The sequence below is a fragment of the Bacteroides sp. FSHCM14E1 genome, from assembly GCF_019633785.1.
Taxonomy (GTDB): domain Bacteria; phylum Bacteroidota; class Bacteroidia; order Bacteroidales; family Bacteroidaceae; genus Bacteroides; species Bacteroides hominis.
Window position 1 is genome coordinate 15,263 of sequence record NZ_JADKYL010000003.1, and the last position, 17,427, is coordinate 32,689.

Here is a 17,427-nt window from a genome sequence, read left to right on the forward strand (position 1 = left end):
CAAAAATGAAATCAATATTTAATTTATCAAAAGGCATATTGTCTGTGGCATTGATTTCCGTTGCATTTGCTTCCTGTTCGGAAGATACAATGGATCGTATTAATGAAGACAAAGACCACACAACCAGTGTACCTGCCAAATTCATCTTGGCTGACGTAATCACTGCAACTGCATTTAGCAATATCGGAGGCGACTTTAATACATATTATTCTACCTACGTAGAGCATATGGTTGGAGTAGACAATCAATTGGCAAATGCGGAGAAACGTAACGGAGAGCCCTCGGCATCCTCTACTTTTAACAATGTATGGGGCAATTTATACTCTACACTGAAAAACGCACGTATCGCCATTAATATCAGCTCTGATGAATTGAAAGGCAACTATACAACTAAAGGTATCGCCGAAGTATTGGCGGCAATCAATGCAGGACTGATCGCAGACTCTTTTGGAGATGCACCTTTCAGTCAGGCTGCTCTTCCGGAATTAGTCAATGGACAACCCCAGTTTATGACCCCGGAATTAGATAAGCAAGAAGCTATTTATACTACCATTATGGAATATTTGGATGCAGCAATCACTGATCTTCCCAAAGGTGACAAAAGCAATGAAATTGGTGAGTATGACTTCATATATAAAGGTGACGGAGAAGCATGGTTAAAACTAGCATACGGCTTGAAAGCTCGTTATACAATGCGTCTGTTAGCTCGTTCTTCTTCAAAAGAAGCTGATTTACAAAAAATTTTAGAGTACATAGAGAAATCATATACATCTATTCAGGATCAGGCTGCTTTCTCTATTTATAGTGCAACAAACTTAAACCCGTTATTTGACTTCCAGTGGAGCCGTGACGGATTGGCTGCAAGTAAAAGCTACGCTGATAAACTAATAGAACGTAAGGATCCGAGATTACGCCGTATCTTTTGCATTGGACAAGGTAAGGTAACTGGAGAAGAAAAAGCTGTGTCCATCCAAGTAACCGGTGCAGATGACCCAAGATTCCTAATGGCCGATAACGGTACGGCAGAGTCTGTTAAATATGAATATAATACTCCTATATTCGTATATTCGCAAACATGCCCAACTTTATTAATGAGCTATCATGAATTACTTTTCCTGAAAGCTGAAGCATTGGCTCGCTTGAATAAGACCAATGATGCAGCAGATGCTCTGAAAGATGCTATTGTTGCAGCCATTGCAAATGCAGAAACAGGTGTAACAGCTGCACTTAACGCTCCTACAGTAAAAAGTTACGGAGGCGTTAAAGAGACTACTAAAGCTATCACAACTGCTGAAGCAGAAGAGTATTTCACCAACAACGTAAAACCATTATTCGATGCCAATCCTGTAAAAGAGGTAATGGTACAGAAATATATTGCATTCCTTGGAGCCTTCGGTGAGACAACAGAATGCTATAACGATGTACGCCGCCTCAAAGCAATGGGTGAGGAATATATCAAACTGGACAACCCTTACAAGTTCCCACTTCGCGCACCTTATGGAGCAGATGATGTAAGTGCAAACCCGAACGTAGAATCTGCATTCGGAAACGGCCAGTATGTATATACCGATCCGGTTTGGTGGGCCGGTGGCAGCCGCTAATCAGCATAATGCTTTCTAAAGTATTTATCAAACAATAAAGAGAATGCCCGGATTTACATATAAAACGTATCCGGGCATTCTTCTTTTTCTGAACGAATCAGTATCTGATTTATAGCAACCCTTCTTTCAAGATACCTACCAATATCGGATGCAATCCACTAACAAAACATTCAACAGCAATCACCATCAAAATAAGTCCCATCAAACGCATCATCACGTTATTTCCGGTCTCCCCCAGCACTTTAACTAATCGGGTAGACGCACGCAGAATCAAGAAGGTAATAAAATAGATCAAAGCAATAATGCCAATTAACGTTCCTTTCATTTCAATGGTATGGGCATCCTCCATCAAAACAATGGCATTAGCTATCGCCCCCGGACCACAAAGCATAGGTATGGCAAGTGGAGTGATCGAAATATCGTCAGCATAGGTTTTAATCTCTTCATCTTTCAATTTCATCGGAGTGTACCGTGCCTGCAACATATCAAAGCCTATCTTGAAAATAATCACTCCACCTGCAATACGAAATCCGTTGGTCGAAATACCGAAGAATTTAAAAAGGAATTGCCCTGCAAAAACAAATACCATTAAAGTGATAAACGAGACGAAAGTGGCACGGCGAACAACCGCTTGCCGCTCTTTATCAGTCATACCATGAGTCATGGTCAGAAAAACGGGCATTGTACCCAACGGATTAGTCAATGTAAAGAAAGAAGTGAAACAGAGTAAAGCAAAAGGCAAGAGAGTGTCCATAGTTGTATTTTTATGCGTTCTATATTGAACGCAAAAATACAATATATCTATAAATGTTACAACAGTTCCACCAACTCTTTCAAATCAGTCATTGAATAAGTAGGACGGAAAGGAAAATCAGTGCGTCCGGACACATTATAATAAGCCTGATGCATTCCCACTCCATGGGCACCAACAATATCAGCTTCCCAACTATCCCCAATCATTAATGATTCACGTAGTTCGGATTGTGTAGCCGACAAAGCAAAATGAAAAATTTCCGGCCAAGGCTTCATCACTCCCAGATCTTCCGAAAGAATTATTTTATCAAAATATGTATCAATGCCTGCCGAACGCATTTTACAGGATTGCAATTCCCTGAAACCATTTGAAAGAATATACAAATTATATTTAGGTGCCAAATACGAAAGTACCTCTTCCGCATACGGCATTAGCCTCCTTTTAGTAGGAACTATCAAAAAGAAATCGTCAGAATAACGTTTTGCAAGCATTTCATCGTCAACGCCAACAGCTTTCAAAGGATATAAAAAACGCTGTCGATTCAACTCTTCTTTAGTCACCTCCCCGTTTCCATATTCTACCCACAACTCCGCATTCCTCTTTTGGTAAAGAGAATAAAAATGGGAAAACGAATCGAAATACCTTCCCAATCCATATTTATCGTAAACTTCTTCAAACGTATCATACGCATTTTGGGAAAAGGCCCAGAGAGTATCATCTAAATCAAAAAACAGGTTTCTATATTTCATATTAATATATCAAGTACATTTCAAAAAAGAGAGCACGGATTACATACTGTGTAGTCCGTGCCCTTATCAGTTACGTTTGTTTTATACTACTTATTTGACCTGGATTACCAGATATTTAGATACACTCCAGAATTCTTTCGGATTCGTGATCTTCAAAGTCAGCTGACCTTTATCATCTTTAACCAGCTCGTAAGATTTAGCCGGATGAGTAGTGAGCAAATCAGCACGTTTAGAATATAATTTAATCTCTTTAGTAGTACGGATATCGATCTGAGTAAAATAATCCTTGTTGAAATCCGCACTCTTCAGCACATCCCCTTTTTCAAGAATCTTCTGAGATTTAAGTTCCGATTTAGTACCAAACACAAACCATGCACTATTGATGGCCTTATCCTGTTCTGCTACGGTCTTTGCCTTGGCTTCATTTTCAGCAGCCAATGACTCTTTATCGGCAGTCAGTCCGGTTACTGCAGCATCCAACTCCTGAATACGGATATTCTTAGAAGCTAATTCAGCCTGAAGTTCTTCGATACGCTGAGTTTTAGCAACCAACTCCTGAGTCAAAGATTCAACGGCTTTTTTCAATTGTGCCGAATTATTCTTACTATTCTTCAGCATAGCCTGCAACTTAGCGATCTGTGCCTTGTTTTCTTCCATCTGTTTCGTGATGAATTCAATATCAGATGCTATTTGTTGTTTTGCGGTTGCAGAATTCTCAGAGATAGTGCCACGGGTCAAGTCAACACGGCTTTCAGCTGCGTTTATTCTACGAAATCCTTCCTGAACTTCGTTGAAAGTACCCATCATTTCGTCCAATTCGGCATTGCGCTGGGTCAACTCCATCAAAAGAGAATCATTTTCTGCCTTCAGGTCCTTACTTCCACCACCCAGGCCGTTACACGAAGCCAACATAGCTGCGCATACTAATAAAACTACTAACTTTTTCATACGATTACGTTTTACGTTTTTAAATGAAGTTATTATTAATCGTCTATTCCTGCAAGTACAATCACAATCTCGCCCCGGGGTTCGGTAACGGTAAAGTGTTCTATCAATTCACTCAAAGTCCCGCGAACCGTTTCCTCATGAATCTTTGAAATTTCACGGGACACAGATACCTGACGTCCGGGACCGAAATATTCGGCAAACTGTGTCAATGTTTTCAGCAAACGATGTGGGGATTCATAAAACACCATTGTTCTGTGTTCATCCACCAACGATTTCAATTTTGTCATACGCCCCTTTTTCTGAGGGAGAAAACCTTCGAAACAAAACTTTTCGTTAGGCAATCCCGATGCTACCAACGCCGGAACAAAAGCTGTCGCTCCGGGCAGGCATTGTACTTCGATACCATTGCGCACACATTCACGAACTACCAGAAAACCCGGATCAGAAATTCCCGGTGTTCCGGCATCCGAAATCAAAGCAATGGTTTCTCCTGCCTTTATTCTATTAACAACACTCTCCACCGTTTTATGTTCATTAAACTTATGGTGGGATTGCATCGCGTTTTTAATCTCAAAATGTTTCAGCAAGATTCCGGAAGTACGGGTATCCTCCGCCAGAATCAAGTCGACCTCCTTCAGGACTTTAATAGCCCTGAATGTCATGTCCTCCAAATTCCCGACCGGCGTCGGTACCACATATAGTTTTCCCATATCCTAATAATCACGTTTTTATATAAAGTACTTTTTGAGAAGTTCCACTAAATCAACTTTAGCTTCATTTTCCTCTTCCACCTTTATTTTAGAAGATAAGAAAACAAGAGCCGCATCCAGTGAATGCATCTCCCCAATCTGTTGCAATACATGATTCATTTGCTCCATGCTTCCCCCAAACAGTTCACGGGAAAAGCGAAACGAATCATTCAGACTGATTGAACGGCGTAAATCTCCGGCTGTTTTAATCCGCTCGGCCAAAATAGGTGTAGAAGCCGTATTGGTTTCAATCTTCATAGATACTTCAGCCGATTGTGCCGGTTCTACGGTCACTTCAGGCAACTCCAATTGTTCAGGTTCCGGCATCTCCGGAGCCTCCGGAACTATTACCGGCTCTTCATCTTTCTCCGGGTTACCCACAACTATTTCTTCTTCTTCTTCTTCTGCTGCTGCTGCAGACACAGGTTCCGGCATTGGATTTATAATCCGGTCAGGAAGTTCGTTTTCCGGTATTGCTCCCCGATCCAACTGTTCCAGTAAGATGTCCAACCGGCCACGCATTTGCACAATATTTCTCTTTGCCACTTCACGCAAAGCAGAATCCGGTTTACGCGAAACGGCCTCCATCAGGCATTTAAGTTCCTGAATATCCAATTCTATATCGTTCAACAATGCTTGCATATCTACATCTGAATTTCTTCTTGAATGACTTCGCAAATGTAGAAATAAATAATGAAAAAACACCGAGAAGCCAATAAAACTATTACTTTTGCAACCAATTATAACATACATCAGCATGGTATTATTTTCAGAAGATCATATACAAGAGACGAGAAGAAGAGGAAGAATTGAAGTAATTTGCGGTTCCATGTTTTCAGGAAAAACCGAAGAACTGATCCGTCGCATGAAGCGGGCCAAATTTGCCCGCCAACGCGTAGAGATATTCAAACCTGCCATTGACACACGCTATTCTGAGGGGGACGTTGTTTCACATGACAGTAATACCATTTCCTCCACCCCCATCGACTCTTCAGCCAGCATACTGCTTTTCACATCCGAAATTGATGTGGTAGGCATTGACGAGGCACAGTTCTTCGACAGTGGATTAATAGATGTATGCAATCAATTGGCAAACAACGGGGTACGTGTCATCATAGCCGGATTGGACATGGACTTCAAAGGCATACCGTTTGGTCCGATGCCAGCTTTGTGTGCCATTGCCGACGAAGTATCCAAGGTACATGCCATTTGTGTAAAATGTGGACAATTAGCCTCTTTTTCACACCGTACGGTGAAAAACGACAAACAGGTGCTATTGGGTGAAACAGCCGAATACGAACCTTTATGTCGGGAGTGTTACCAGAAAGCCCTGCAAGAGGACAAAGAAAAATCATAATGACCTCACGGTAGCAAAGCCCGGACATTTCCGGTGAGGTCGCACATCAAACGTCAGATTATTATGGAAAGGAAAAAGATTACATTTGATAGTTTCATACGTGGTTCCATCTGCTGTGCGCTCATTGTGGGATTACTGATACTTTTTAAAAGGCTCAGCGGCGTACTGCTACCTTTTTTTGTGGCATGGCTTATCGCTTATATGATTTATCCGCTCGTCAAATTTTTCCAGTATAAATTACGCTTTAAAAGCAGGATCATTTCTATTTTCTGCGCATTGTTCAGCATTACCATAGTAGGAATTGCCATTTTTTACCTTTTAGTGCCCCCAATGCTTGCCGAAATAGGACGAATGAACGATCTGTTGGTTACTTATCTGACTAATGGTGCTTATCGTTCCGGAACAGTGCCTCCTACTCTTTCGGAATTTATCCACAGACATATCGACCTTCAAGCACTGAACCGAATCCTAAGTGAAGAAAATATAATGAATACCATTAAAGAGACTGTTCCTAAACTTTGGGCACTCGTTGCGGAATCTATTAATATTCTGTTTAGCGTATTCGCTTCATTCATCATTTTATTATATGTGGTATTCATCTTGCTCGACTATGAATCCATCGCAGAAGGATGGCTTCACCTGTTACCAGGCAAATACCGTACCTTTGCATCCAATCTGGTCAATGACATACAGGATGGAATGAATCGCTATTTCCGCGGCCAGGCACTTGTTGCCTTCTGTGTCGGCATCTTGTTCAGCATTGGGTTCCTGATCATCGACTTTCCGATGGCTATTGCCTTGGGACTTTTCATCGGTGCCCTCAATATGGTTCCATATCTGCAGATTATCGGTTTCTTGCCCACCGTCATATTAGCAATCCTAAAAGCTGCTGATACCGGTGAGAATTTCTGGGTAATCCTGGCAGGCGCCCTCGTTGTTTTTATTGTTGTTCAAGCCATCCAAGATGGTTTTCTTGTCCCAAGAATCATGGGAAAGATCACAGGGCTCAACCCTGCCATCATTCTTTTATCTCTTTCCATCTGGGGATCCTTGCTCGGAATGTTAGGTATGATCATAGCACTCCCGCTCACCACCCTAATGCTCTCCTATTATCAACGTTTCATCATCAACAAAGAGAGAATAAAATACGACACACATGAAACATCTGATAATCAGAAGATAGAGGAAGATAACGAAAAATAAATAAAACTTTTTTCACCCAAAAGCTTGCAGATATAAAAAAAGTCACTACCTTTGCACCCGCAATCAGGAAATAACTGATACGCAAATAAGGATTGATTCGCTAGCTCAGCAGGTAGAGCACAACACTTTTAATGTTGGGGTCCTGGGTTCGAGCCCCAGGCGGATCACTGAAAACAAAAGAAAAATCAAGCAAATCCCTGATAATCAGATATTATCAGGGATTTCTTTTTTCTGGCAGGTAGCAGAAAATAGCCGTTTCAAGCATATTATCGGTGGATAAATCGTGGGACTAAAATTTAATTCTAAAAAGTCCCACGAATTTGCATCTTTCTCACTGATTCATAGCATTTTGCATAGACTTACTTTGGAAGAGAATACATAGTTTTGTAACTTAAAAAAACGATGTAAAAATGGCTCGAAAATCATTTTCTGTTTTGTTCTTTATCAAAAAAGCCAAGTTATTAAAGAACGGAGAAGCACCTGTGTGCATGAGAATCACTGTAAACGGCTGTATGGTAGATATTTCTATCAAAAGAAGTTGTCCCGTAAACCTATGGAATCAAGCAAAAGAGAATTCAAAAGGAAAAGACCGTATGTCGGTGGAACTGAACCACTACTTAGAAATCACACGCTCACGCATACACCAAATTTATAGGGAACTGGAAACTTCCGACAAGGTTATCACCGTTGATCTTGTGAGAAAACTGTATTATGGTGTGGATGAAGAAAGCAAAACCCTTTTGCAAGTATTCAGAGAACACAACGAACAAAGTCGTAAGCTGATCGGCAAAGACTTTGTTAGTAAAACCGTTCAACGGTATGAAACCACTACCCGATATTTGGAGGAATTCATTAAGAAAGAATATCAGTTATCTGATATTGCCCTGAATAACTTGGAAGCCAACTTCATTTCTAAGTTCGATGCTTTCTTGAAGATTGAAAAAGGTTGTGCGCAGAACTCCGCTATTACCCGATTGAAGAACTTAAAGAAGATTATCCGTATTGCTTTGGAAAACGACTGGATAAAGAAAGATCCGTTTGCTTACTACCGTTTCAAATTGGAAGAAACCGATCCTGAATTTCTGACGATGGACGAGATTAAAATCATTCTCGCCAAAGAGTTTACAATTAAACGAGTAGAACAGGTACGTGACGTTTTTGTCTTTTGCATTTTTACTGGCTTGGCGTTCAGCGATGTGAAAGATTTATCACCCGAACACTTGGTAAAAGACAATAAAGGGGAACTTTGGATAAGGAAGAACCGCCAAAAGACTAAAATCATGTGTAACATTCCTGTGCTGCCTGTGGCAGCTTCTATACTTGATAAATATAAGGATGTGGCAGAGTGTACCGGAAAACTTTTACCTGTATTGTGTAATCAACGCATGAACAGTTATTTGAAGGAGATTGCCGATGTGTGCGGAATTCATAAAAATCTTAGCACACATACCGCCCGTCATAGCTATGCCACAAGCATTTGCCTTGCAAATGGCGTAAGTATGGAGAATGTTGCTAAGATGTTAGGTCATGCAGATACAAGCGTAACAAAACACTATGCAAGGGTATTGGATCAGAATATTTTCAAGGATATGCAAAAAGTAAATAGCTGCCTGTCGGAATTGGCTATATAATAAAGATAGTAGCTAATATTGAAAAAGGATTGGGAAGAATGAATTTCATTTTCTCAATCCTTTTCTTTTATAGTAAGTTTTCCAGAACTCAATATGAAGCATTGACAAAGGTAAGTTCCGTATTTAGCCTGTTCAAGTCCGAGCCTTCGGTTTAGATGAGAATCTTCCTCTCACTATGTTCGAGCGTATTTTCATCTAAAGACTTGCACAGACTAAATACTTCACTGGGAAAGTCAATGATTCAAATTAAATTCCGAAAAACAATGTTTTGGGCTTGGCAGGTTACTCTTTCCAACTTTCAAAGTAGTGCTTTTGGAGCAGTTTATCAATATCACTCTGACGGTAGATGATTTTACCTTTTATCTGGATAAAGGGGATTAGACCTGTATCTCGCCATTCTTGCAGGGTTCGCAAACTGACATTCAGTTTCTTGGAAACTTCATGGTTGGAAAGAAAGCGTTCCCCATTCAGGTAGGGCTTGTAATGCTTGACTATAGATTCAATACTGTTCAGCATCGAATCAAGCGAGGAAATAAACTCTTTAACTTGCGGGGTATCTTTATTTATTAGTTCCATAATTGAAAGATTGTTTTATTGAAATATTGATTTCAAGATAGCTGGCTGGTTACGCAGATAGTCACCCAAAGATGAAATGTTAAGTACATCTTTTGCCGGATCATAATCTACATAGAGCCGTTTGGATGCAGTGGCAATAAAATACTGGCTACCATCTCGCTGTATCTCATAAGTAGCGGGTGAAGCCTGTTTTGTGGTTTCCGATACATATATAATAGAGAGAACATACTCTTTATCATTCCGGTAGATGATAACCGTAGGATTCAGATTAACGCTTTCCCATGTGCCGACAATAGAAAACAGGTTGAAGGACGGGTAATCTTCTTTAGTTCTATTCATAAGGCATGGTTTGTTTGGATGATTGATTCTGTATTTCACTGTCCGCAATAATTCTTTCAATATCGGAAGACTTATAATAAATCTTGCTGCCGATTTGAGAATAAGCCAGCCGTCCACTACTTCGGTAATATTGCAGTGTTCGCTTGCTAAAGCCTAACAACAGACACACTTCCTGACTATCCAGCCAGTTTTCTACTTTCTGGGTATGAGTGCTGCACAAACTTTCTATTCGTTTGGCAAACTCAGTGAACCGTTCGCAGACATACGAAAAGGTTCTCTTTTCAATGGTTACTACTTCCATACTTTCTCTTTTAAATGGTTTATAAAACGTGTTGATTCTATTTTCATCGGCAAATGAAAGAAGAATCAAGAGACGTTTTAAAAACTGTCTGGAAGTGGTGAGATTTGACTATTGCTGGCTTCTTATTGAAATAAGAAAACAGATAAATAGTATATATGTTATCGTTGAAATATATTAGATTAAGAATAGATACGCATCATATTGTCTTATTACTTTTTCTGAAACTTGAAGGACTACAGCCTTTGTTTTTTCTAAAGAATTTACTCAAATGGCTTTCATCGGTAAATCCTAGTTCTTCGGCAATCTCATTTATTCTCATTTGACTATGTAACAATCTGCTTTCGACCAATTTTAGTTTATAGCTTAATATGTATTGCTGCATTGTTTCGTTGGTGTGTTTTTTTATATAACGTCCCAAGTAACTTTCAGATATACCAAAATGCTGACTGATTTCTTTTGCTCTAATTTTACCTGTTTGATAGATATTTGCTTGGATATATTGAAGAATATCGAGAGACTTATCATCTGAACATTCATCGACTTGTTGAGGTAAAAACATAGCTATATTTCTTGCCACAACAATAATTATAGTATTTATCAACTGCGTGATAATCTCTTTACTATAAAGATTCCTATTTACATACTCCCGAATAATTGCTTCAATCATTGGTTTCACTAATAACTTATCCACCTTATTTCTAAGAATGCAGCCCGGTTGATGATTTGCATGTTGCAAAATAAATTCTAATCTCTGGATATTCTCTGAACCAAATATGGCTGAATGTATATAGATGTCATTAAACTTGATGTTAATGAATTTTGTAGTTGTGTGAATCTCAAAGGAATGAGAATCATTTGGAGTTATCAAGAACAAGTGTCCATCATGATATGGGAACATACTATTGTTAATCCATTGAATACCTGTTCCTGTTAAGATGTAGACTAGTTCAAAAAAAGTATGCTCATGCTCAGTTAATAACGATTCACTATGCTCGTTAAAGCTGATCTCAAATGGTTGATGAAGATTTTCTTTTTTCATACCTCAAATATAACACATAAAGCGGAATTATACCAATATGGCGAAAATATATACCTATATTTAGAACAAAATAGGTATAACTTTGCCATAAATCAAAATTAGATTACTTATGAACTTTTTAGAACTATCAAAACAACGTTATTCAGCAAGAAACTACTCTTCTGATATGATTGAGCAAGCAAAACTCGACTACATTTTAGAATGTGCCCGTTTTGCTCCTTCTGCTGTAAACTATCAACCTTGGCACTTTTTTGTCGTAAAAAGTAATAAACCCAAACTACTGATTCAACAATCTTATCCACGTGAATGGTTTACCGAAGCTCCACTCTATATTGTAGTTTGTGCTGACAATTCAATTTCTTGGGTGAGAAAATCAGACAATAAGAACCATGCAGATATTGATGCAGCAATAGCGACTGAACATATTTGTTTAGCCGCAGCAGAACAAGGATTAGGTAGCTGCTGGGTATGTAATTTCGATCCTGATATGCTAAAGGATAATCTTCATTTATCTCCCAATATGTACCCTGTGGCAATTATTTCATTAGGTTATGTAAAACAACCACCTGAAAAATCATCTAAACGAAAAGATATAACCGAAATAGTTTCAATCTTATAAACGTAACAATTATGAAAACAGAAATGGAAAAATGTCTGGCTGGTGAATGGTATGATTGTCATAACCAAGTTTTCTTGGATTTAAAGCCCCGAACACATAAGTTATTGATGAAATATAATTCATTACCTTATGAGAATAAAGAAGAAAAAAACAGCTTGCTAAAAAAGATGCTAGGTAGTATCGGAATGAAAGTTTCGGTTGCCAGTCCATTTATTTGTGATTATGGCTGCAATATACATATAGGAGATAATGTCACTGTAAATACCGGTTGTACCTTTGTGGATTGTAATAAAATCACTATCGGAAGTAATGTTCTTATTGCCCCTAATGTTCAGCTTTATACAGCAACTCACCCTATTGATTTAGATGAACGGCTAGCGCCTGTTGAAACAGAAGATGGAATAAAACGAGTTCGCCGCACTTACGCTTTGCCTATTACAATTGAGGATGGATGCTGGATTGGTGGAGGTGTAATAATCCTTCCCGGAATAACAATTGGGTACGGTAGTGTAATTGGAGCAGGTAGTGTTGTTACAAAAGATATTCCGGCAAATAGTTTAGCCATTGGAAATCCATGTAAAGTGATACGTCAAATCAATCAAACTAAGAAACTATGATAAAATTGGTCGCTTTTGATTTGGATGGTACAATTGCCGATACAATCCCAATGTGTATCGAAGCCTTTAAGCAGGCAGTATCTCCCTATGCATCAAAAATATTGTCAGAAGATGATATTGTGAAAACATTCGGACTTAATGAAGAGGGAATGATTAAAGAGGTCGTTTCAGAAGATTGGGAAAAAGCTCTGATTGATTTTTATGTGAAATACAAAGAAATGCACACAGTCTACATTCAACCATTTGCGGGGATAAGAGAATTGATAACAGAATTGAAGAAGAACTCAATTATTGTATCTTTAATAACAGGTAAAGGTCAAAGGAGTTGTGATATTACGCTTCACCATTTTGAAATGGAAGCTCTTTTTGATAGTATTTCAATCGGATCGCCAGATAGAAACACAAAAGCGGAATCAATGACGGAACTAATATCAAAATATAATACCCAACCAGCAGAAATGGTATATGTTGGAGATGAATTTTCCGATATTACCGCTTGTAGTAAAGTTGGAATACAATGCTTATCTGCTGCATGGATAGCCTCACTCTCAAAAATGAAGAAATTAGAAAAGGAAAATCAAGGATATGTGTTTAGTTCTATCAAATCACTTCATTCTTTTCTAAAGAAAGAAGCTCATTTAGTTTAGATTCATATTCGTAGATTGATTTTAGTATTTTCTGGCATAATGGATATTTATTGGTAATATAAAAGCATGAAATCAGACGTTAAGTCTTTCTATATAATACTTACCATTAAAATTATGCTTATGAATGTATTGTTAAACATGAGGATGTTCGGACTATTCTCTGAAACCTCACAAGAAGTAACTAATAATGAAATGCAAGAAGCCTATGGCGAATTTGTTGAACAGATTAGAACTATAAGTAATGGAAATGATTATTCAACTACTTATCGAATTCTTGCAGCTACCCGTATCGAGATAGCTTTACTTGAAACAATACCTCTTTACGGGCAGGGGGAAAAATGCGCTTAAAAAGCTGTTCATACAAAAGGTACAGGCTACTATTACCGCAGAAATGGAACTGCTGAATCTAAAAATTCAGTACCCCAGCCAATTTCAAAATAGAATAAGCAGCCTTCCACCTTCACCACTCTATTTGACCGACAATACCAATCTAGTTGAAATCATGGAGTTGATTAGTGGACTATTCCTATCACAAAGAGTAGTAACCCATGCCGGAACAAAATCACCATTAACAGAAATTGGGAGAGCATTTGAACACCTCTTTAATATCAAATTAGGAGATGTTCACAAGAAACACGAAAGCGTCATAAAGCGCAAGCCATCTAAAGTAACTGAATTTTTAGATACACTTCGCAAAGCTATTGCCGAAGAAAGTAAAAAGAAAGGCTATCTATAAATCAAGAACTTACCAACAATTGTTAGGGGAGTAGATATACTACACCCCTAACTTATTTGCATCCATTTACCGTACTTTGCTTCATCAATCGATTGAAAATAATAATGTTGAACTAAAAAATGAAGCAAAATGTATATAGACAATGAAAACTTTGAGAAGTGGATGGAAAAGCTATCTAAAAAGCTCACCGTAATCGGACAAGATTTGAAATCTCTTATCAATACTGATACAGTACTAGATGATAATGAGAAGATTCTTGATAATCAGGATTTAGCTTTTCTCCTGGAAGTATCTTTCCGAACTCTTCAACGCTATAGAGTAAATAATCAACTTCCTTATTTCACTATCGGAAGGAAAACCTATTATCGGGCTGTAGATATTCGAGCTTTTGTTCGTGAACGTGCCGATTCCCAAACCTACAAACGGTTTGAAAAAGACAATCAGTTGACAAATCAGCCCTGATAGCAAAATGCAGTAGAAGGAAGAAGCCTGTGTGCGGGCTATTTCTTTGTGTTGTCACCTCGATTTAACAGAAACTGCTTCACCTATCGGTTCAGCCCGTTTCACTAAATCGAGCAAGAGGGAACTGGACAAATCCTGTTCTTCCCTCTTGCCCTGCGGGGCAAAGCCTTCGGCTTTAGCGTGTTACAAGAACACGTTGTAATGACACCAGTAATAAGCATTTTCTTTTCAACACTTATTATCAGGCATTTATCTATTCATATTTCTATAAAAAAGTAATTATCATGCTAAATAACAGTCGAAAAACGATTTTCACTACCATTTCCATAGACAAGGAAACGGCAGCTTTGGTAGAGAAGATATGCAAACGCTATTCACTGAAAAAGAGCGAAGTTGTAAAGTTGGCATTCGGGTATATTGAAAAGGCACATATCAACCCTTCCGAAGCACCTGAATCCGTAAAATCGGAACTGGCGAAAATAAATAAGAGGCAGGATGATATTATCCGCTTCATCCGACACTACGAGGAAGAGCAACTGAATCCCATGATACGGGCAACTAATTCTATCGCTTTGCGCTTCGATGCTATCGGCAAAACTTTGGAAACTCTTATACTCTCCCAACTGGAAGCTAACCAGAAGAGACAAACAGCTGTACTGAAAAAATTGAGTGAACAGTTCTGCAATCATGCCGATGTAATCAATCAGCAGGGCAAACAACTTTCGACACTCTATCAGATACATCAACGGAACTATAAGAAGCTACTCCACCTGATACAACTATATTCTGAACTCTCCGCTTGTGGTGTGATGGATAGCAAACGGAAAGAAAACCTAAAAGTAGAGATTACAAACCTGATAAATACATAGGCTTATGCACATAGATTTTGCTCCACCCTCAAAAAGGACATACAGCAATACAGGAAGTAGCCGACAACTGGCAAGTTACATGGAACATGAAGATTTGGAGCGTATAGAAAAGGGAATCTATACCGATGGATTTTTTAATCTGACGAAGGATAATATCTATAAATCGGTTTTGATAAAGGAAATAGACAGTAATATCGGGCAACTGCTGAAAACAGATGCTAAATTTTACGCTATCCATGTCAACCCATCGGAAAGTGAGCTTTGGGCAATGGGTAACACCGAACAGGAACAAGCCGAAGCGATGAAACGCTATATTCGTGAGGTATTTATCCCTGAATATGCCAAGAACTTCAACAAAGGACTATCAGCATCGGATATAAAGTTCTATGGCAAGATTCATTTTGACCGTAGTTGTTCTGATAATAAACTAAATATTCACTGTCATTTGATTGTGAGCCGAAAAGACCAAGCCAATAAAAAAAAGCTATCACCACTTACCAATCATAAGAATACCAAGAACGGGATAATCAAAGGAGGTTTTGACCGTGTGAACCTGTTCCAACAAGCGGAACAGGGCTTTGATAAACTCTTTGGTTACGACCGCCAACATTACGAATCGTTTAACTACCACAACACAATGAAAAACGATTCTATCTCTTCACAACTTGAATTACAGACGCAAACTTTTACTGGTGAAAAGAAAAAAGATATATTCCAATCCACTGAAAAAGAAAACAATATTTGTTGCAATCTTGATAGCAAGATGGAAAACAAACATTCTAACAATCAACAAAACAACAATGGCGGTGATTCCTTGTTATCTATCTTTTCATTGGGAGTAGACTTTACATTGAGTTCTACATTAGAAGAGCAAATGCCTAAACCCAAAAAGAGAAAACAGAGAAAGCCCAAACGGTAAAAGTATCTGTTCAAATTTTAAAAGTATTATAAGGAGAGATACTATATTTTGCATACATAAAATCTCAAATCCAGCGAGAAAGCGGAAAACTTTCTCTATATTTGCATATAATTGAAATAGAATTAACTTACGTTTATGATTAATAGTCAAAATATACCCCATTTAATCAAATATATGGGAGCCAAAAGAGAAATATTGGAATATGTAACAGAATCAATTCAAAATCTAAATGTGAATTCCGAATGGCTATGTGACTTATTTTCAGGAACATCTATAATTTCCGCATCTTTAAAAGACGAATATAATATACATGCAAACGATATACAGCAATACTCAGCCATATTTAGTAATACGTATTTGCTAAATCTAAATCGTTTAATTCCGCCTCTACAAATACAGGAGATTGAGAAACGTGTTTGTTTTTTAGTCGCAGAGTTCAAAGAACGATATCCTCAATTAGAATTTAATTATACCCAAATCACCAACTATAAAGAGTTACAGCAACTTGAGAAAGCTCAACAAGAACTGATTAGTTTTGATTTTGGAATAGGTTTTAACCTATTCACAAAATATTATTCTGGTACATATTGGTCATTTGAACAATGTGTATGGATAGATTCTATTAGAGCAATAGCAGAAGATTATATTGGTACACCTTCGTATTATGCAATATTATCATCCTTAATCTTTTCAATGTCTTATGCATCACAAAGTACAGGTCATTTTGCGCAATATCGAGATGTTACTGAATCTAATATGAATGATATTTTAATATATCGTCATAAAAATATATGGAATTTGTTTTCTAAAAAATTTGAAGAGTTAATTTCCACATTAAATATAGAAACTAATTTTGAATATAAAGTAACATCACTAGACTATATGGATTGTCTTCGAGTAATAGAAAAAAATTCTATCGTTTATGCAGACCCACCATATAGCACGGTTCATTACTCAAGGTTTTATCATGCTATAGAAACTTTAGTCCGATATGACCACCCCATTATAAAGTATAAAGGTCGGTATAGGGATGATCGGCATCAATCCCCTTTTGATAAGAAGAAAGAGGTGAGAAATGCTTTCAAATTATTATTTGAAGGGGTTAAAAATAGGGAATCCCATTTAGTCCTAAGCTACAGCAATAATGGAATGATTAGTCAAGAAGAAATATTAAACATTGGGAGTTCAGTCTTGGGAAAAGGATATAAATGCGATTTACAATCAAGGGAATATATTCACAGCAAAATGGGACGCTCTGATGAAAACCAATTAGATGTGAATGAGCTTATTATATCTTATAAAAAAGTATAA

Annotated in this window: 22 protein-coding genes and 1 tRNA gene; 14 read left to right on the top strand and 9 right to left on the bottom strand. The window is 38.0% G+C overall.

Annotation, left to right across the window (positions count from 1 at the left end):
• Positions 1-5 precede the first annotated feature (5 nt).
• Positions 6-1,601 (top strand): SusD/RagB family nutrient-binding outer membrane lipoprotein, encoded by a 1,596-nt coding sequence (locus tag ISX59_RS05720; protein WP_044302156.1) that lies wholly within the window; start codon positions 6-8, stop codon positions 1,599-1,601.
• A 109-nt stretch (positions 1,602-1,710) separates the two neighbouring features.
• Here ISX59_RS05720 and ISX59_RS05725 read toward each other — a convergent pair whose 3' ends face one another.
• From ISX59_RS05725 to ISX59_RS05745, 5 genes are all read right to left on the bottom strand, one after another.
• Positions 1,711-2,355 carry a MarC family protein gene (locus ISX59_RS05725; protein WP_005778522.1) on the bottom strand — a complete coding sequence of 215 codons (645 nt, stop codon included), beginning with the start codon at positions 2,353-2,355 and terminating at the stop codon, positions 1,711-1,713.
• A gap of 56 nt (positions 2,356-2,411) precedes the next feature.
• Positions 2,412-3,104 (bottom strand): YjjG family noncanonical pyrimidine nucleotidase, encoded by a 693-nt coding sequence (locus tag ISX59_RS05730; protein ID WP_005810597.1) that lies wholly within the window; start codon positions 3,102-3,104, stop codon positions 2,412-2,414.
• Positions 3,105-3,194: 90 nt separating this feature from the next.
• On the bottom strand, positions 3,195-4,052 hold the full coding sequence (locus tag ISX59_RS05735) for a hypothetical protein (RefSeq protein ID WP_005810598.1): 858 nt from the start codon (positions 4,050-4,052) through the stop codon (positions 3,195-3,197).
• Positions 4,053-4,087: 35 nt separating this feature from the next.
• Positions 4,088-4,762, bottom strand: a complete 675-nt coding sequence (gene rsmI, locus ISX59_RS05740) for a 16S rRNA (cytidine(1402)-2'-O)-methyltransferase (RefSeq protein WP_044302158.1) — start codon at positions 4,760-4,762, stop codon at positions 4,088-4,090.
• A gap of 18 nt (positions 4,763-4,780) precedes the next feature.
• Complete coding sequence (locus tag ISX59_RS05745; protein WP_220575725.1) at positions 4,781-5,554, bottom strand: hypothetical protein; 774 nt, start codon at positions 5,552-5,554, stop codon at positions 4,781-4,783.
• 4 nt (positions 5,555-5,558) lie between these two features.
• Between ISX59_RS05745 and ISX59_RS05750 the strand changes: the two genes are divergently transcribed.
• The 4 genes from ISX59_RS05750 (at position 5,559) to ISX59_RS05765 (ending at position 8,992) form a co-directional block, all read left to right on the top strand.
• Positions 5,559-6,158, top strand: a complete 600-nt coding sequence (locus ISX59_RS05750) for a thymidine kinase (protein WP_005778531.1) — start codon at positions 5,559-5,561, stop codon at positions 6,156-6,158.
• A 63-nt stretch (positions 6,159-6,221) separates the two neighbouring features.
• Entirely contained in the window at positions 6,222-7,361 is a 1,140-nt protein-coding gene (locus tag ISX59_RS05755) for an AI-2E family transporter (RefSeq protein WP_044302162.1), read from the top strand.
• A 94-nt stretch (positions 7,362-7,455) separates the two neighbouring features.
• Positions 7,456-7,528, top strand: a tRNA-Lys gene (locus tag ISX59_RS05760).
• A gap of 243 nt (positions 7,529-7,771) precedes the next feature.
• Positions 7,772-8,992, top strand: coding sequence for a site-specific integrase (locus ISX59_RS05765; RefSeq protein ID WP_025835674.1), 1,221 nt, complete (start codon positions 7,772-7,774; stop codon positions 8,990-8,992).
• Between the two features lie 282 nt (positions 8,993-9,274).
• Here the strand turns inward: ISX59_RS05765 and ISX59_RS05770 are convergent, their stop codons facing one another.
• From ISX59_RS05770 to ISX59_RS05785, 4 genes are all read right to left on the bottom strand, one after another.
• On the bottom strand, positions 9,275-9,568 hold the full coding sequence (locus tag ISX59_RS05770) for a helix-turn-helix domain-containing protein (protein WP_032539614.1): 294 nt from the start codon (positions 9,566-9,568) through the stop codon (positions 9,275-9,277).
• Between the two features lie 15 nt (positions 9,569-9,583).
• Positions 9,584-9,907, bottom strand: a complete 324-nt coding sequence (locus ISX59_RS05775; RefSeq protein WP_032539615.1) for a DUF3876 domain-containing protein — start codon at positions 9,905-9,907, stop codon at positions 9,584-9,586.
• The gene (locus ISX59_RS05780) at positions 9,900-10,208 is read right to left on the bottom strand and encodes a helix-turn-helix domain-containing protein (RefSeq protein WP_032539616.1); all 309 of its coding nucleotides are present in this window, start codon (positions 10,206-10,208) and stop codon (positions 9,900-9,902) included. The genes ISX59_RS05775 and ISX59_RS05780 overlap by 8 nt, the downstream gene beginning before the upstream one ends.
• 196 nt (positions 10,209-10,404) lie before the next feature.
• Positions 10,405-11,247, bottom strand: a complete 843-nt coding sequence (locus ISX59_RS05785) for an AraC family transcriptional regulator (RefSeq protein ID WP_032539617.1) — start codon at positions 11,245-11,247, stop codon at positions 10,405-10,407.
• Between the two features lie 109 nt (positions 11,248-11,356).
• Between ISX59_RS05785 and ISX59_RS05790 the strand changes: the two genes are divergently transcribed.
• From ISX59_RS05790 to ISX59_RS05830, 9 genes are all read left to right on the top strand, one after another.
• Positions 11,357-11,866 carry a nitroreductase family protein gene (locus tag ISX59_RS05790; protein ID WP_032539618.1) on the top strand — a complete coding sequence of 170 codons (510 nt, stop codon included), beginning with the start codon at positions 11,357-11,359 and terminating at the stop codon, positions 11,864-11,866.
• 11 nt (positions 11,867-11,877) lie between these two features.
• Positions 11,878-12,483, top strand: a complete 606-nt coding sequence (locus ISX59_RS05795) for a sugar O-acetyltransferase (RefSeq protein ID WP_032539619.1) — start codon at positions 11,878-11,880, stop codon at positions 12,481-12,483.
• A complete protein-coding gene (locus ISX59_RS05800; RefSeq protein ID WP_032539620.1) occupies positions 12,480-13,130 on the top strand; it encodes an HAD family hydrolase in 651 nt (216 codons plus the stop codon). Before ISX59_RS05795 ends, ISX59_RS05800 begins: the two co-directional genes overlap by 4 nt.
• A gap of 120 nt (positions 13,131-13,250) precedes the next feature.
• The gene (locus ISX59_RS05805; protein ID WP_173664699.1) at positions 13,251-13,478 is read left to right on the top strand and encodes a hypothetical protein; all 228 of its coding nucleotides are present in this window, start codon (positions 13,251-13,253) and stop codon (positions 13,476-13,478) included.
• Between the two features lie 43 nt (positions 13,479-13,521).
• Entirely contained in the window at positions 13,522-13,866 is a 345-nt protein-coding gene (locus tag ISX59_RS05810) for an RteC domain-containing protein (protein WP_046452704.1), read from the top strand.
• 129 nt (positions 13,867-13,995) lie between these two features.
• Entirely contained in the window at positions 13,996-14,328 is a 333-nt protein-coding gene (locus ISX59_RS05815; RefSeq protein WP_032540262.1) for a helix-turn-helix domain-containing protein, read from the top strand.
• Positions 14,329-14,612: 284 nt separating this feature from the next.
• Positions 14,613-15,197 (top strand): BfmA/BtgA family mobilization protein, encoded by a 585-nt coding sequence (locus tag ISX59_RS05820; protein ID WP_032540263.1) that lies wholly within the window; start codon positions 14,613-14,615, stop codon positions 15,195-15,197.
• A 4-nt stretch (positions 15,198-15,201) separates the two neighbouring features.
• Positions 15,202-16,116, top strand: a complete 915-nt coding sequence (locus ISX59_RS05825; protein WP_032540264.1) for a DUF5712 family protein — start codon at positions 15,202-15,204, stop codon at positions 16,114-16,116.
• A 135-nt stretch (positions 16,117-16,251) separates the two neighbouring features.
• The gene (locus ISX59_RS05830) at positions 16,252-17,427 is read left to right on the top strand and encodes a DNA adenine methylase (RefSeq protein WP_032540265.1); all 1,176 of its coding nucleotides are present in this window, start codon (positions 16,252-16,254) and stop codon (positions 17,425-17,427) included.

Excerpts from the sequence above, each read along its gene's own strand:
- ISX59_RS05775 (WP_032539615.1), bottom strand. The coding sequence starts at position 9,907 with ATGAATAGAACTAAAGAAGATTACCCGTCCTTCAACCTGTTTTCTATT.
- ISX59_RS05805 (WP_173664699.1), top strand. The coding sequence starts at position 13,251 with ATGAATGTATTGTTAAACATGAGGATGTTCGGACTATTCTCTGAAACC.
- ISX59_RS05830 (WP_032540265.1), top strand. The coding sequence starts at position 16,252 with ATGATTAATAGTCAAAATATACCCCATTTAATCAAATATATGGGAGCC.
- ISX59_RS05765 (WP_025835674.1), top strand. The coding sequence starts at position 7,772 with ATGGCTCGAAAATCATTTTCTGTTTTGTTCTTTATCAAAAAAGCCAAG.
- ISX59_RS05720 (WP_044302156.1), top strand. The coding sequence starts at position 6 with ATGAAATCAATATTTAATTTATCAAAAGGCATATTGTCTGTGGCATTG.
- ISX59_RS05785 (WP_032539617.1), bottom strand. The coding sequence starts at position 11,247 with ATGAAAAAAGAAAATCTTCATCAACCATTTGAGATCAGCTTTAACGAG.
- ISX59_RS05790 (WP_032539618.1), top strand. The coding sequence starts at position 11,357 with ATGAACTTTTTAGAACTATCAAAACAACGTTATTCAGCAAGAAACTAC.
- ISX59_RS05730 (WP_005810597.1), bottom strand. The coding sequence starts at position 3,104 with ATGAAATATAGAAACCTGTTTTTTGATTTAGATGATACTCTCTGGGCC.
- ISX59_RS05780 (WP_032539616.1), bottom strand. The coding sequence starts at position 10,208 with ATGGAAGTAGTAACCATTGAAAAGAGAACCTTTTCGTATGTCTGCGAA.
- ISX59_RS05745 (WP_220575725.1), bottom strand. The coding sequence starts at position 5,554 with ATGTATGTTATAATTGGTTGCAAAAGTAATAGTTTTATTGGCTTCTCG.
- ISX59_RS05770 (WP_032539614.1), bottom strand. The coding sequence starts at position 9,568 with ATGGAACTAATAAATAAAGATACCCCGCAAGTTAAAGAGTTTATTTCC.
- ISX59_RS05735 (WP_005810598.1), bottom strand. The coding sequence starts at position 4,052 with ATGAAAAAGTTAGTAGTTTTATTAGTATGCGCAGCTATGTTGGCTTCG.
- ISX59_RS05750 (WP_005778531.1), top strand. The coding sequence starts at position 5,559 with ATGGTATTATTTTCAGAAGATCATATACAAGAGACGAGAAGAAGAGGA.
- rsmI (WP_044302158.1), bottom strand. The coding sequence starts at position 4,762 with ATGGGAAAACTATATGTGGTACCGACGCCGGTCGGGAATTTGGAGGAC.
- ISX59_RS05755 (WP_044302162.1), top strand. The coding sequence starts at position 6,222 with ATGGAAAGGAAAAAGATTACATTTGATAGTTTCATACGTGGTTCCATC.
- ISX59_RS05825 (WP_032540264.1), top strand. The coding sequence starts at position 15,202 with ATGCACATAGATTTTGCTCCACCCTCAAAAAGGACATACAGCAATACA.
- ISX59_RS05795 (WP_032539619.1), top strand. The coding sequence starts at position 11,878 with ATGAAAACAGAAATGGAAAAATGTCTGGCTGGTGAATGGTATGATTGT.
- ISX59_RS05815 (WP_032540262.1), top strand. The coding sequence starts at position 13,996 with ATGTATATAGACAATGAAAACTTTGAGAAGTGGATGGAAAAGCTATCT.
- ISX59_RS05800 (WP_032539620.1), top strand. The coding sequence starts at position 12,480 with ATGATAAAATTGGTCGCTTTTGATTTGGATGGTACAATTGCCGATACA.
- ISX59_RS05725 (WP_005778522.1), bottom strand. The coding sequence starts at position 2,355 with ATGGACACTCTCTTGCCTTTTGCTTTACTCTGTTTCACTTCTTTCTTT.
- ISX59_RS05820 (WP_032540263.1), top strand. The coding sequence starts at position 14,613 with ATGCTAAATAACAGTCGAAAAACGATTTTCACTACCATTTCCATAGAC.
- ISX59_RS05810 (WP_046452704.1), top strand. The coding sequence starts at position 13,522 with ATGGAACTGCTGAATCTAAAAATTCAGTACCCCAGCCAATTTCAAAAT.